This is a genomic window from Cerasibacillus quisquiliarum (genome assembly GCF_014202495.1).
Lineage (GTDB): Bacteria > Bacillota > Bacilli > Bacillales > Amphibacillaceae > Cerasibacillus > Cerasibacillus quisquiliarum.
On record NZ_JACHHA010000010.1, the window covers coordinates 16,226 to 31,109 of the forward strand.

The 14,884-nt window shown below is 36.0% G+C and carries 16 protein-coding genes and 1 other annotated feature; of the genes, 3 read left to right on the plus strand and 13 right to left on the minus strand.

The window, feature by feature from the left end; genetic code table 11:
- Window positions 1–327: 327 nt before the first annotated feature.
- Complete coding sequence (locus tag HNQ35_RS10455) at window positions 328–1,215, plus strand: LysR family transcriptional regulator (protein WP_146938149.1); 888 nt, start codon at window positions 328–330, stop codon at window positions 1,213–1,215.
- A gap of 207 nt (window positions 1,216–1,422) precedes the next feature.
- Here HNQ35_RS10455 and HNQ35_RS10460 read toward each other — a convergent pair whose 3' ends face one another.
- The 6 genes from HNQ35_RS10460 to HNQ35_RS10485 form a co-directional block, all read right to left on the minus strand.
- The gene (locus HNQ35_RS10460) at window positions 1,423–2,148 is read right to left on the minus strand and encodes an amino acid ABC transporter ATP-binding protein (protein WP_146938148.1); all 726 of its coding nucleotides are present in this window, start codon (window positions 2,146–2,148) and stop codon (window positions 1,423–1,425) included.
- On the minus strand, window positions 2,141–2,800 hold the full coding sequence (locus tag HNQ35_RS10465; RefSeq protein ID WP_146938147.1) for an amino acid ABC transporter permease: 660 nt from the start codon (window positions 2,798–2,800) through the stop codon (window positions 2,141–2,143). Before HNQ35_RS10465 ends, HNQ35_RS10460 begins: the two co-directional genes overlap by 8 nt.
- Window positions 2,801–2,839: 39 nt before the next feature.
- Window positions 2,840–3,625: a transporter substrate-binding domain-containing protein gene (locus tag HNQ35_RS10470; RefSeq protein WP_146938146.1), complete on the minus strand. Its 786-nt coding sequence runs from the start codon at window positions 3,623–3,625 to the stop codon at window positions 2,840–2,842.
- A gap of 4 nt (window positions 3,626–3,629) precedes the next feature.
- The gene (locus tag HNQ35_RS10475) at window positions 3,630–4,796 is read right to left on the minus strand and encodes a M20 family metallopeptidase (RefSeq protein ID WP_146938145.1); all 1,167 of its coding nucleotides are present in this window, start codon (window positions 4,794–4,796) and stop codon (window positions 3,630–3,632) included.
- A gap of 226 nt (window positions 4,797–5,022) precedes the next feature.
- A complete protein-coding gene (proS, locus tag HNQ35_RS10480) occupies window positions 5,023–6,462 on the minus strand; it encodes a proline--tRNA ligase (RefSeq protein ID WP_146938144.1) in 1,440 nt (479 codons plus the stop codon).
- Window positions 6,463–6,511: 49 nt separating this feature from the next.
- Window positions 6,512–6,738: a binding site (T-box leader), on the minus strand.
- A gap of 120 nt (window positions 6,739–6,858) precedes the next feature.
- On the minus strand, window positions 6,859–7,389 hold the full coding sequence (locus HNQ35_RS10485) for a GNAT family N-acetyltransferase (RefSeq protein WP_146938143.1): 531 nt from the start codon (window positions 7,387–7,389) through the stop codon (window positions 6,859–6,861).
- 112 nt (window positions 7,390–7,501) lie between these two features.
- Between HNQ35_RS10485 and HNQ35_RS10490 the strand changes: the two genes are divergently transcribed.
- Window positions 7,502–8,122 carry an NUDIX hydrolase gene (locus tag HNQ35_RS10490; RefSeq protein WP_146938142.1) on the plus strand — a complete coding sequence of 207 codons (621 nt, stop codon included), beginning with the start codon at window positions 7,502–7,504 and terminating at the stop codon, window positions 8,120–8,122.
- Window positions 8,123–8,219: 97 nt separating this feature from the next.
- On the opposite strand, the gene HNQ35_RS10495 is transcribed toward HNQ35_RS10490, so the two are convergent.
- From HNQ35_RS10495 to HNQ35_RS10505, 3 genes are all read right to left on the minus strand, one after another.
- Window positions 8,220–8,771 (minus strand): cysteine hydrolase family protein, encoded by a 552-nt coding sequence (locus HNQ35_RS10495; RefSeq protein ID WP_146938141.1) that lies wholly within the window; start codon window positions 8,769–8,771, stop codon window positions 8,220–8,222.
- A 163-nt stretch (window positions 8,772–8,934) separates the two neighbouring features.
- Window positions 8,935–9,774, minus strand: a complete 840-nt coding sequence (gene thiD / locus HNQ35_RS10500; RefSeq protein WP_146938140.1) for a bifunctional hydroxymethylpyrimidine kinase/phosphomethylpyrimidine kinase — start codon at window positions 9,772–9,774, stop codon at window positions 8,935–8,937.
- A gap of 24 nt (window positions 9,775–9,798) precedes the next feature.
- Complete coding sequence (locus HNQ35_RS10505; RefSeq protein WP_146938139.1) at window positions 9,799–10,281, minus strand: DUF456 domain-containing protein; 483 nt, start codon at window positions 10,279–10,281, stop codon at window positions 9,799–9,801.
- Between the two features lie 221 nt (window positions 10,282–10,502).
- On the opposite strand from HNQ35_RS10505, the gene HNQ35_RS10510 reads away from it, so the two are divergent.
- On the plus strand, window positions 10,503–11,480 hold the full coding sequence (locus HNQ35_RS10510) for a ring-cleaving dioxygenase (protein WP_146938138.1): 978 nt from the start codon (window positions 10,503–10,505) through the stop codon (window positions 11,478–11,480).
- Between the two features lie 289 nt (window positions 11,481–11,769).
- Here the strand turns inward: HNQ35_RS10510 and ytzI are convergent, their stop codons facing one another.
- The 4 genes from ytzI to HNQ35_RS10530 form a co-directional block, all read right to left on the minus strand.
- Window positions 11,770–11,916, minus strand: coding sequence for a YtzI protein (ytzI, locus tag HNQ35_RS10515; RefSeq protein WP_146938137.1), 147 nt, complete (start codon window positions 11,914–11,916; stop codon window positions 11,770–11,772).
- Between the two features lie 13 nt (window positions 11,917–11,929).
- Window positions 11,930–12,850: a UDP-N-acetylmuramate dehydrogenase gene (murB, locus tag HNQ35_RS10520; RefSeq protein WP_146938136.1), complete on the minus strand. Its 921-nt coding sequence runs from the start codon at window positions 12,848–12,850 to the stop codon at window positions 11,930–11,932.
- A gap of 196 nt (window positions 12,851–13,046) precedes the next feature.
- Window positions 13,047–13,739 carry a SurA N-terminal domain-containing protein gene (locus HNQ35_RS10525; protein WP_146938135.1) on the minus strand — a complete coding sequence of 231 codons (693 nt, stop codon included), beginning with the start codon at window positions 13,737–13,739 and terminating at the stop codon, window positions 13,047–13,049.
- A gap of 173 nt (window positions 13,740–13,912) precedes the next feature.
- Entirely contained in the window at window positions 13,913–14,869 is a 957-nt protein-coding gene (locus tag HNQ35_RS10530) for a siderophore ABC transporter substrate-binding protein (protein ID WP_146938134.1), read from the minus strand.
- Between the last annotated feature and the right edge of the window lie 15 nt (window positions 14,870–14,884).

Here is a 14,884-nt window from a genome sequence, read left to right on the forward strand (position 1 = left end):
AATCCAACTTTTTCTAAAAAAATCAAGTTTATGATGACATGCATTTCAAATAATAAACTAGCAGTTAAAATTGGATCACTGTCAAAGCATACACATTCATAAGAGACGGAGATAAGTATTGAGCTTGAAACTTTTAAAATAATGTAAGACACCACTTTCCATTTAATAATCGCACTTATAGCAGCATTTGTTATGAAAAAATATAAAACATAAAGGAAGGTATATGTTATTCGGGAATTCATCCATAGCTTGCTTCATAGATATCTTATATAATGATATATAAGAATATTTTCCATCTTATTAAATGATGTTAGGAGAGGCTGTCTAATGGATTTAAAAGATTTATATATATTTCAAAAAGTAGCTGAAAAAGGTAATGTTAGTAAAGCGGCTGAAGCATTAAATTATGTGCAATCAAACGTAACGACGCGCATACAAAAGTTGGAAGAAGAACTTCACACACCACTTTTTCATCGACATAATCGAGGGATGGTGTTAACTCCTGAAGGAAGAAAGTTAATTACCTATGCTGAGAAGATTATTTCTATAGTCAATGAAATGAAAAAAGTGATGCACGATTCAGACCAACCAGTAGGAAAGCTTGAAATTGGTACAGTTGAAACGGTGATTAAACTACCATTTATTCTTTCAAAATATAATAAGCAATATGAACACGTTGATTTATCTTTAACTTCTGGTGTAACGAAAGAGTTGATTGATCAAGTACTTCACTATAAGCTTGATGGTGCTTTTGTTACAGGTAATCACAAAAGTGCCCACCCAGACCTTGTTCAATATAAAGCTTTTGAAGAAGAACTTGTTCTCGTGACAGATAACACACCAACGACAATTGAAGAAATAAAGCAAAAACCACTACTTGTCTTTCGTTCAGGATGTGGCTATCGATCCAAGCTTAGAGAGTGGCTTCGTGATGAACAAGTTGTACCAACAAAAATAATGGAGCTTGGAACTTTAGAGACTATCTTGGGTAGTGTATATTCCGGATTAGGTGTTACTTTTATCCCTTATTCAGCTGTTCAACACCATGAAGCAAGAGGACTTATTCAATGTCATCATTTGCCAGAAAAGTATAGCAAAATCGATACCCTTTTCATCTGTCGAAAAGATGCATATCAAACTGCTTCATTAGAAAAATTTATTGAGACATTACAAACATGTAAAAATGATACAAAAGCACCGTTACCATTTATTTAAGATTGAGAAGACATGGACGAAAGTCTGTTATAGCTCAACGTCGAGATTACAAGAAATGACACGAGATATTAGTTCACAATAAAAGACACAATAAGAATCTTTGTTTGATGAAAAATAAGCGTATGTTGAAATAGGTTTAGGCGAATGATTGACAACAAAAAAGCACCGTCCAAAAGTATTAAAGAACACCCATTGGACAGTGCTTTTTTATGATAACACTTTATCTAAAAAATCTTTTGCGCGGTCGGTTTGTGGATTAGTGAAAAAGGTTTCTGGATCACCTTTTTCAATGAGTTTTCCATCATCTAAAAATAAAATTTGATCCGCCACTTCTTTAGCGAAATTCATTTCATGTGTGACAACGACCATTGTCATTCCCGAATCTGCTAAATCTTTCATAACATCTAATACTTCTTTGACCATTTCTGGATCAAGTGCAGATGTCGGCTCATCAAATAACATAACTTCAGGGTTCATCGCTAGAGCTCGCGCAATAGCAACCCGCTGTTTTTGCCCGCCTGACAGTTTATTTGGATATGTGTTTGCTTTATCTGTTAAACCAACTTTATCAAGTAACTTATATGCCGTTTCTTCTGCATCAGCTTTAGAAATATTTTTAACTTTCTGCGGAGCATATGTTACATTATCAAGTACGGTCATATGTGGGAATAAATTGAAGTGTTGAAATACCATACCAATATGTTCCCGCATCGCTAATTTATTTGTCTTAGGATCGGTAATTTTTTTACCTTTCAACCAAATATCGCCTGATGTTGGCTGTTCTAATAAATTTAAACAGCGAAGGAATGTTGATTTTCCAGATCCAGAAGGACCGATAATAGCGACAACTTCACCTTGTTTGATCGTTGTTGAAATTTGTTTTAATACGGTATTTTCCCCAAACTTTTTCACTAATTGTTCGACTTTAATCACTTTGGCGCATCCTCCGTTCTATCCGTTTACCGATTTGCGTTAATATAAAGACCATCACCCAATAAATAATACCAGCAAATAGGAGAGGTTCAAAGTTTCGGTAAATCTTAGCTCCAACTATTTCGGCACGACGCATTAAATCTAAATAGCCAATGACTGATACAATAGCAGATTCTTTCGTTAATGTAATAAACTCATTCATTAAAGCAGGTAAAATATTTTTTAGAGCTTGTGGCAAAATAATATGGACCATCATTTTTTGATATGGCACACCTAAGGCTTGTGCTGCTTCAACTTGACCGCGATCAACCGCTAAAATACCAGCACGAATAATTTCTGAAACATAAGCTGATGAATTTAATCCGAATGCTAAAACAGCAGATAAAAATGCAGATATATCATATCCAATTAATTGAGGTACAGCATAATAAATAATCATTAATTGTAGAATAAGTGGTGTTCCGCGAAAAATAGATGTATACGCATCAGCCAACCATTTCAAAAATGATAATTTTGTAATTTTACATAATGCAAGTATCGTTCCTAATAATAAACCAATCGATATTGAAAAAATGACAAACTTTAACGTCACCCATATCCCTTTTAACATAAAAGGAATATAAGGCACGATTTGGCTAAAATCCAAATTCATGCCTCACACCTCTCCTTCTCTTGTTGACTACTTCATCTTTTATTTTGCTTCATAATCGGATAACCATTTTTCTCTTAACTTTTCCATTTCTCCATTTTCTTCTAATTCGTTAAGTATCTTATTTACATCTTCGACAAGTTCACTATCTTTTGGAAATGCAATACCCATACCTGGTGCACTTTCTGTAGGGTCTTCAAAACCAACAAGATCTTGTGATTCCATATATCCTGTCGCTACTTCATGGTCCATATAACCAACATCTACTCGATTCGACATGATTTCCTGAATTACAATATTAACATTATCGAGCTTCTTCACTTCGAAACCGTATTCATCAGCTAATTTTTCTGCACCTTCTTCCTGAATCGACCCTAACTGAACGCCAACAACTTTGCCTTTTAAATCTTCCATTTGCTTCACTTCATTTTCAGGTTTACTAATAAACATTTGACTTGAATGATGATATTCCTCCGAAAAATCAACATTTTTCTTACGTTCCTCTGTTGCACTCATACCAGCAATTGCGATATCTGCTCGCCCTGCTTGAAGTGCGCCTATAATACCGTCAAAATTCATATCTTCTATTTGCAATTCAAATCCTAACTTTTCACTAATCATTTCTGCTAAATCAATGTCAAATCCAATTATTTCTCCCGCTTCATTCCGTGTTTCAAATGGTGGAAATTCAGCAGCCGTCACCATCTTTAAAATTTTCTTATCATCTTTTCCATTCTTTGCAGATGACGTTTCCTCTTCACCACTACATGCAGCTAATAAACTAACAAGCAACATAACGATGAGACTAATGACTATGTTTTTCTTCATGTTCCTACTCTCCTTTGATTTGTTTAAATTCTTCCTGAACGGCTTGAAATAACACTGAATCTGTCAATAAATCAAAACCTGTACTTGCTAAAGATAGAGCACCGTCAATGAGTGCTTGATGACCATCTTTTGTAATTGTTTGGTCAGCGAATGCTTTCGTATGTGCAATTAAACCTTTTTTATTTAGACCGATATATGGGTGAATGGCTGGGACAACATGACTGACATTCCCCATATCGATTGACCCGCTTGCAGGTTTCGCTTCATAAACCGGATATGGACTAATCGCTTGAAGGTTTTTTGTAAAAATATTAGACAATGTCTCATTTGTAATCATATTGTCATAGCTCAATTCATAGTTAGAAACCTCTAACGTTGCACCAGTCATTAATGCTGCCCCTTTAGCGATATTGACTACCTTTTCATTCACTTGATTAAGTGCTTCACGGGTTTTGGCACGCGTATAAAACTGTGCGATTGCTAAATCTGGGACAACATTTGCAGCTTGCCCACCTTCTGAGATGATGCCGTGAATTTTCACATGAGCTGGTAGATGTTCACGCAAAGCATTGATGCCATTAAACAATTGAATCACACTATCTAACGCATTAATACCTTCTTCTGGTGAAGCTGCTGCATGGGCGCTTTTGCCCGTGTATTTAAATTGCAGAGCATCCATCGCCAATGATTCACCACTTTTATATGATTGATCCCCAGGATGTAAAATCATCGCTACATCTATGTCATTAAAAATACCTTGCTCACTCATTGGTACTTTTGCACCATTCGTCTCTTCAGCTGGTGTCCCAAGAACGATTATTCGACCTCCGATTTCATCTAGCAACTTACTTAAAATAATACCTGCTCCAACGCTCATCGTCCCAATTAAATTATGACCACAGCCATGGCCAACCCCTGGTAAAGCATCATACTCAGCAAGAAATGCAATCGTTGGTCCTTTCTTTTCGGAAGCAAATTGGGCCTTAAATGCAGTTGGACGACCGGCAATTCCTCTTTTTATTTGAAACCCATGATCGTAAAGTAAATTTGTTAATTTCTTCATCGATTTGTATTCTTGATCCCCTAATTCAGGATTGTTATATAAATCATCACTTATGGACCACAACTCTTGTTTGATCAGTTCTATTTCAGATCGCAATCGACTTTTCATACATGTTCACCCGTCTGTATAAATATTATTGATTATGTATATTTATACTACAATATGCATTAAAATGCAAGTGCTTTTTATAATTCTTAACGAAAGAACTTCTAAGTCGGCTTAAAAATTTATGAAAATCAAGTAAATCGTTTATTAAAATAACGAAAAATTAGGCGGAGAAAACAGTATCGTTTTCTCCGCCTATAATCCCCTTATATTTGATTCAATGTAAAAGTTAATATGCTTTTGACCAGTAAACCATTTCTTTTGCTTTTTCACCGCAGCATACACACGTATCGGAAATATGCTCTTGATCGAAAGGTATACAACGTGATGTCGCTGTTGTATCTTCTTTAATTTTTTCTTCACATTCGATGTTACCACACCACATCGCTTTAATAAAGCCACCTTTTTCATCGAGAATTTGTTTAAATTCATCCATTGTTTTAGCAACAGATGTCATGTTTTCACGATGTTTAAGGGCACTCTCATAAAGATGTTGCTGGATTTCTTCTAATAATGCTGGAAGACGTTCTGCTAAATCATCCATCGCTACAAACTCTTTTTCGCCTGTATCACGACGAACAAGGACAACTAGATTGTTCTCGATATCTCTTGGCCCCATTTCAATCCGAACTGGGATTCCTTTCATCTCATATTCATTGAATTTCCAGCCAGGCATTTTGTCACTTGCATCGATATCGACACGGACGATGTCTTTTAATCGGTCACGAAGCTCATATGCTTTATCAAGAACACCTTCTTTATGTTGCGCGATTGGAACGATCATTGCTTGTGTTGGTGCTACACGTGGTGGTACGACAAGTCCTCGATTATCACCATGCACCATGATAAGCGCACCCATAATACGTGTTGACACACCCCAAGATGTTTGGTGAACATATTGTTGTTTACCTTCTTTATCTAAATATTGAATGTCAAATGCTTCAGCAAACCCTGTTCCAAGATAATGTGATGTTCCAGATTGTAAAGCACGACCATCATGCATCATGCTCTCAATGGTGAGTGTATATTCTGCACCAGCGAATTTCTCTTTCTCCGTTTTCTTACCTTTTAACACTGGAATTGCCAAGAAGTTTTCACACACGTCGGCATAGACATCGAGCATTTGTCTTGTTTCATGTTCAGCTTCTTCTTTCGTTGCATGACATGTATGACCTTCTTGCCAGAGAAACTCTGACGTGCGTAAGAAAGGTCGTGTCGTTTTTTCCCAGCGAACGACATTCGCCCATTGGTTATATAATTTCGGTAGATCACGATAGGAATGAATGTTTTTCGAGTAATATTCACCGAATAACACTTCTGATGTCGGGCGAACGACGATGCGTTCCTCTAACTCTTCGTCACCACCATGCGTGACCCAGGCAACTTCAGGGGCGAACCCTTCAATATGATCTTTTTCTTTTTGCAACATACTCTCTGGAATAAATAATGGGAAATATACGTTTGTATGACCTGTCTCTTTAAATTGACGGTCAAATTCTCCCTGAATATTTTCCCAAATGGCATATCCATATGGTCTAATAATCATTGTCCCACGGACTGGCCCATAGTCTACGAGTTCAGCTTGCTTAACAACATCTGTATACCATTGACTAAAGTCTTCTTCCATCGCTGTAACCTTTTCAACAAAATCTTTGTTCTTTTTACTCATTTCAAGCACACCTTTCTTTCATTTTTTAAACACAAAAAAACCTCCATCCTGAAGGGACCGAGGCTTGGTGGTACCACCCTTTTTTGCAATATAAAGCCAGACATGTATTGCACACTTCATTAGGTAACGGTTATTAGCCGCGCCAATCTTCAAGCATTTGTCTTTCTGATGGCGAACTCAAAGGCAGGTTCCAATTTACCACTTTGGAAAGTTGCACCGACCCTTTCCTCTCTAAGAAAGTGTATAAACTGTACTGATCCTTTTCATCGTTTCATATATTGCTTTTTGATGGCATCACATATCAATTGCGTTCATCACCGAAGCCATGCATACTTTGATTATACTATACATTTTACAAAATACAATGGCAAGTAAATTAACAAGAAACATCTATCATTAAAATGTTTTTTCATATAATGAAAAAGGTGTCCCTTCAATGTCGACTGTCTTTTGAAACATATATCCAGCTTGACGATAAAATTCATTTAAAACATGATTTTCGCCCACACAATCAAGGCGAATCAAACCATTCGTTACTGATAGGTTTTTTTCTATCCAGAATAAGAGCTCTAAACCGATTTGTTGGTGACGATACATTGGATGGACTGCTAGACGGTGCAAATAAAGCGCATCATCCTTTCGCTCTCCCCAAAGGGCTTGATCCCATTCGCTTTGGTCATGTGTTAAATTAAATGTCGCTACAAGTTGCTCCTTGTCAACAACAATATATGTCGTTCCTTCTACCACAGCTGCTTCTACTTCTAAAATAGCTTGATAATCAAGGAGATATTCCCATTGTTGGATGCCTTTTTGTTTTAAAGTCTGGGCAATATCGTGAAGCATTTGAAAAACAAATTGAACATCTTCAAGCGTCGCTTTTTTAATTGTAAATGTATTAAATTGATCCATTCGAAAAATAAATGACATGACATTAACCTCCACTTCTCCATCGTATACGATGATTTTATCATGTAATGAGTGATCTGTTGGTATTTATTATTATTTTACTTATATAATAGTATGAGACGGGGGTGACAAGTTGAACGCTGTTAATATTATCGAACAATTAAAGAAACGAAAACGATCCATGATTGGGGAAGAACAATTAAAAAAGTCAGCTGTCTTAATTCCACTCATTGAAAAAAAGGATGGTATTCATATCTTATTTGAAGTTCGCTCGATGATTTTACGTAGTCAACCGGGAGACATTTGCTTTCCAGGGGGACGAAAAGATAGAGAAGATCCAAGCCCATTACATTGTGCCATTCGTGAAACATCTGAAGAACTGGGTGTTAACGCCTCTGACATAAAAGATGTCGCACCACTTGACTATTTTATTCCAGATATGGGGCGAATTATTTATCCATTTGTTGGGAGAATTACCGAAAATCATAAACTAAAACCGAACCGAACTGAAGTAGCGGAAGTTTTTACTGTTCCATTAGACTACTTTTTAAATACAGAACCAAAGAAATATAAAGTAAACTTACAAGTTATTCCTGAAAAAAACTTCCCGTATCACCTCATTACAGGGGGAAAAGATTATCAGTGGAGAACACCAAAGATAGACGAACTGTTCTACCAGTACGATAATCGTGTTATATGGGGACTAACAGCACGGATTTTAAAGCATTTTATTGATCTTATTAAGTCTGAGTGATGTCAAAACAGTTAGTGATTTACTATATTATGAAAGTGCGAATACAGTAACGAAAAAGCAGCCTGATTAATAGATTCAGACTGCTTTTTCTTATTTCTTATGAAACAACTTCGCCACCGAGTACATTTTTTACATGTTTTAAAGCAAAATCATGACCTACAGCGTTAAAGCTTGCCACTCCTTTTTGGTGAACGACGACTTTAAATCCTTTATTATATGCATCAATTGCCGTATGAAGAATGCAAATATCTGTACATACACCAACAAGATGGACTTCTTCAATGCCTCGTTCTCTTAATTTGATTTCAATATCTGTTCCTTGAAACGCACTATACCTTGTTTTATCCGTGTAATACACATTTGGTTTATCTTTATATTTTTCATAAACATCGGCAAGCTTTCCGTACAGCTCTTTCCCTGGCGTTCCGACTATATTGTGTGGTGGGAATAATTGATTTTCCGGATGATATGGATCATCTGCTTCATGAGCATCCATCGCAATAGCGACAAAATCACCCGCTTCAATAAATTCTTCTGTCACTTTAGCAATATAATCCTCTAATACTTGACCAGGTGCACCGCAAGTTAGTTTTCCATCATCAGCTACAAAGTCATAAGAATAATCGATATTTAATAAAGCCCGTTTCATCATAAACCCTCCCAAAAGATTGTGAAGCGTTTTACAATCTAGTATTACATATAATATAACAAGTTTTTTGAAATAATTCTATACGATTAATTAAAAAATATTTATACAATTAAATCAAAAGAAAACACTGCCTTAAAGGCGTGTGTTTTCTAACGTTAAGTAATTATTTTAAAACAGTCGAATGGACTTTAATTGAATGTGCCTTGCCAAATTTACCGAAAGCGGCATGATACGTTGGACCGACTAAATCATTATATGAAAAGCCATGCGCAATGGCGGTTGTTACGAAACTTTTTGCATGGTGAACCGCTTCTTCTACTGATTTACCTTTAGCTAAATAAGCGGCAATGGCAGCAGAGTATGAGCATCCTGCACCACTTGTATTTTGCGTATCGATTCGCGGGGCTTCAAAAGTTGTTAATGTTTCACCATCATATAAAACATCAACCGCTGGTCCAGATAAACGCCCACCTTTTACTAAGACGTATGTTGCCCCTAACTGATGTAAATCGACTGCCGCTTGTTTTAAATCATCTACTTCCTTAATTGGCCGATCATCAAGTAAGACAGATGCTTCAGGCATATTCGGAGTGATAATGGTCGCTAACGGAATTAACCGTTCGCGTAGCATTTCAATCGCATCATCAGCTAACAATTTCGAATCGAGCTTACCGACCATTACAGGGTCAACAACAACATGCTTCGTCCCTGCCTTACGAATCATATGAGCGACGCGTTTAATAATTGAAGTTGAAAACAACATCCCCGTTTTTAAAGCATCAATCCCGATTTGCCATTTCGCCGTAGCAAACTGAGCTTCAATCGCTTCAATCGGCATTTGATGAACATTTTTGTTTGTTGTTGGATGACGGCCAACAATGGCGGTAATCACACTCATGCCGTAGACATCCAACTCTTGAAATGTTTTTAGATCAGCTTGAATGCCAGCACTTCCTCCTGAAGCGGCTCCAGCTATCGTCATGACACGTGGTAAATCAAACATGAATAAATCCCCTTTAACTTATATTCAAAAAATCATTGCGATGAAAAACCAAATGATCATCATAAGTTGTATTATTATTTTAGCAACTGTTCCACCCAAAAAGCCAATTAATGAGCCTGTTGCAGCACGAGTTGCTTCATGAATAGACCTAGCTTGAAACAATTCAACTATAACAACAGCGATAAACGGTACGATAAGAATACCAAACGGCGGAAAAAATGATCCTATAATTACAGAAATAGCCGCTATGTTTTCACCTAACTTACTACCTCCAAAACGTTTGACGAAGTGACGATTAGCAATGATATCAGCTAAAAATAACACTACCGTAAACACAATCATCATTGTCCAAAACAACCAACCTAATTCAGTTGAATTGATTTTAAAATGATAGACGAAAAAGCCGAGCCAAATCAATAATGATGAAGGAAGAATTGGAAAGACCAATCCGATAAAACTTAAGATAAATAATAGAATAATGAGTATCCAAAGATAAATATCTGCCATCTTTACACCTACAATTTGTGAAATACCACGAATGAAAGACTCTCTCGCAAACTTTTTCCTAATACAATTTGTTGAGTGAAGATCTCTACAATTTGTTTACCTTATTGTAAATGATACGCTTCTCTACTTGTTTGTTCAACTTTTCTTTTAATAGGCATTTACATAGACTTTTCTCTTAACTCTTCTTACACTAAAGAAAATAAGTAAAGGAAGTGGATCATATGATGATTAAAGGTATTCACCATGTATCAGCCATTACAGCTCATGCTAAAGACAATTATTATTTTTACACACATATACTCGGCTTGCGTCTCGTAAAAAAAACGATTAACCAAGATGACCCTTCTGTCTATCATTTGTTCTATGCTGATGAAATAGGTAGTCCTGGAACCGACTTGACATTCTTTGAACTGCCATATGCAGGAAAAACGATACCCGGGACCTCGAGCATTTCAATAACCTCTTTACGCGTGCCAAATGATGATGCTCTCACATATTGGTTAGACAGATTTAATCATTATCATGTCACACATCAAAATATTTCAAACCAAGGCAAACGAAAAGCCATTTATTTTCAGGATCCAGAAGGCCAGCGATTAGCACTTGTTTCTGATGAAAACAATAATGGAATACCTGGTGGAAAACCATGGAAGCATAGCCCAGTACCCGAACAATATGGGATTTGTGGTCTCGGACCTGTCCGATTAACTGTAGCTGATAAGCAGCCTACTGAACATATTCTGACAAACATATTAACATTTAAACTCATTGACAGATATCCTTCCCATACAGAAGGTCTCGAAGATATTTACGTTTTCTCAACAGGGGAAGGTGGAACAGGGGCAGAAGTTCATCTCGAAGTACGCACTGATCTCCCACAGGAACGGCTTGGACGAGGGGGTGTGCATCACGTTGCCTTTCGTGTGGAAGATGAAGATGAGTTAAATGATTGGCGTCACTTCTTAACTCAAAACAGAATTGCCAATTCGGGAATTATCGACCGATATTATTTTAAAGCACTTTATTTTAGAGAGCCAAATGGGATTTTATTTGAACTGTCTACTGATGGACCTGGTTTTACAACCGATGAAGATTTAGAGCATCTAGGAGAATCGCTCGCTCTACCACCTTTTTTCGAAAATCAGCGAGAAGAAATTGAAGCAATTCTCGAACCGTTAAATACGCGTAGATACAAATAAACACAAATGTCGGCTTATCTAATAAATTGATATATCTTTTTTTAATAAATTAGAGCAAATATCAGCTTTTAAAAGATAAATAAAATTCCACTCTTTTTAGTAAAGAGTGGACCTTTTATGTTATCAAGACGCTTCTAAGTACCAATATATTTGTCTGTCTACATGTCAAAAAAACTAAATAACCTTAGATCCTCTATGATTACAGAGCTAAGGTCAGTTAATCCATTTTTACCATTTCTGTTCTATGCTAAACATGAAGCGATTCGTTTTTTCCGTTCTTTTTGAACATCTATTGATTATCTTCGTTCTGATCATCATTCAAAGAAGGATACGGGTCGACATCATGCTTATATGAATAAGCTTTAGATATTAAAACCAATGATATTATTAAAACAATCACTACGATTGCAATCATACCAACGATATAATATGTCATTTTCCTACTCCTTTTAAGACTTTAAATCTTCTCCGATAATACGAACCTCTCGTTCAAGTTGCACACCAAATTTTTCCTTTACTGTTTTTTGGACATGATGAATTAAATCAATGTATTCTTGGGCAGTTGCATTGTTCTTATTAACGATAAATCCCGCATGTTTTGTTGATACTTCGGCACCCCCAACTCTTGTACCTTGTAAGCCACTATCTTGAATTAACTTTCCAGCAAAATAACCTGGCGGGCGCTTAAACACACTACCACATGATGGATATTCTAACGGTTGCTTCGATTCACGCTTAAAAGTTAAGTCATCCATAACATCTCTAATCGTATGATAGTCACCTTTCTGTAATTGGAAAGTAGCTTCTAATACGATATATCCCTTTTCTGGAATATTACTTGTTCGATATGATAAGTCCAGTTCATCAGCTGTTAAATGTAATCGTTCACCTTCTTTAGTGACAACGAGTGTGTGAGCGAGAACATCTTTTATTTCACCACCATATGCTCCTGCATTCATATAAAGTGCTCCACCAACTGAGCCAGGTATGCCACAAGCAAACTCTAAACCTGTCAGTTCTGCTTCTAATGCTTTTCTCGATACATCAATAATCCGTGCGCCACTCCCTGCAACAAGTGTCGTTCCATCCGTATGAATCTGATTCAATTGGTGTAAGTTCATGACAATCCCACGAATGCCACCATCCTTAACAATTAAATTCGAACCATTTCCTAATAAAGTAAATGGAACTTGCTCTTTATTAGCGAGTTTAACGACTTGTTGAACTTGTTCATACGTTTCAGGTGTAACGAAGAAGTCCGCCTTTCCTCCCAAACGTGTATAAGTGTGATCCTTTAAATATTCATCGACTAACACATCTTTTTTCGGAAGAATTGAAATTAATTTATGATATAAATCATGATTTATCATGCTACTCAGTCCTTTAAGTATTTACTTCAAGTCATAAAAAATAACTCATGTTTATTATTGTACGAAAAAAAAGTGGAGCTTTCCACTAACAATCATATGTCAAAACATAGTAGCATATGCTAATATGTTTTGACATACATTTTTACACTAGATACATATGAAACAGCACTGTATACATACGACAGTGCTGTTTTATTTACAGTTTCGTTTCTATATCAGCCGTTTCTTTTAACTGTTTTATTTTTTTCTGTAGTTTTTCCTGTTGTTTACGTTGGGATATTTGTTCTTTTAATACGCCTTCTATATCATCAAAAGTTGGTAAGTTTTCATCATCTTTCTTTAACTCTTCATAAAGCTCTTTTGCTTCTTCATCAGAAACTTTAACTGGAATCTCTTTTCCCACATACTTCATATAAACTAAACTATACATAATCTGTTCTTTAAACGATTCTTCCGTTAGCTGAAATTCTTCCAAATAATCATTTAGTTGTTCCCCATTTTCATTTTTTAACTTCGTAAATTCCTCTTCCACTTCATCTTTAGTGACGTGAATACCTTTTGCTTCAGCTTCTTGGCGTAACAACTCATGAGCAATCAGTTCATCTAGCGTGTCATTTTTTATAGCCTCTTGGTCATCAATATCTTGTCCAAATTGATGACGTTTCATTTTTGTCTGGATGTAGAGAGAATTATAATATTGACCAGTTATTTTATGACCATTAATTTCAGCGACAATTTTATCATCAATAACTTTTTCTTCTTCAGAAATCGTTAGGTCAGTATTTTGTTGCGTTTTATCTCCATCATTACTTTTCTCACCACATGCTGCCATGATGATTAATAATGCACAAATCATAAGCCCGATTAAGAATACTCTTAAATTCTTCATTCATAAAAGCCTCGTTTCATTCTATATTATCTTTATTGAAACATAGGAATTGAACACAAGTCAACTTATGCCTATAGATAAATCATGTGATTACTTACCATTTTTAAACACGCAAAAAGCTCCCGTTAAAGGGAGCTTTTCTATCCTCTATTTTAAGAAAGGGGGAGTAGAAGTTACTTAATGCTTGATTCTATTTCGGAAACCATTTTTTCAACAGAAACGAGTCCACCACCAGACAAATACCAAATCTCTGGATCTAAATAGACTATGCGATCGTTTTTATATGCTTTTGTTTTTTGAACGAGTTTATTTTCAACAACTTGTTTAGCTGATGATTCACCATCTACAACCGCACTTCGATCTACAACATATAATAACTCAGGATCTTTTTCGACAATATATTCAAATGATATGTTCATTCCATGTGTTGAAGCTTCAATATCTTCATCAACTGGTTGGACACCGAACACATCGTGAATAATTCCAAATCTTGAATTCGGGCCATATGCACTTACTTTATCATCGTTTGATAAGATAACAAGTGCTTTTTCATCCATTGCTTTTGCTTTTTCTTCTACGGATTGAATTTTCTCTTCGATTGCAGCTATTTCATTATTCATCTCATCTTCTTTATCAAATATTTCACCAATGACTTCCATATTTTCTTTAAAAGATTCCATATATCGAGTTGTATCTACACCTAAAAAGATTGTCGGGGCAATTTTGCTCAATTCGTCATAAACTTCAGACTGACGTTCTGATATGAAAATCACGTCAGGATCGATTTCACTAATCTTGTCAAAATCTGGCTCCTTCAAACTTCCAATATTAGCATAGTCATCACTTGTATATTTATCTAAGTATGATGGAATAACACCACTTTGTGCCACTCCTGCTACTTCAATGCCAAGTTTGTCCAATGTATCTAGAATTCCAAAGTCAAAGACAACGACTTTTTCTGGATTTTTTGAAACTTCTGTTTCACCTAACTCATGCGTAATTGTCACTGTCGCCTCTTCAGATGGAGAAGTGGTTGTATCATTTGTTTGCTTTTCTCCTTCACTGTTACCACAAGCTCCCAATGTCAATACTAATAGTGCAGTCATTAATATCATTATAAATTTTCTCATGACAACGAACTCCCT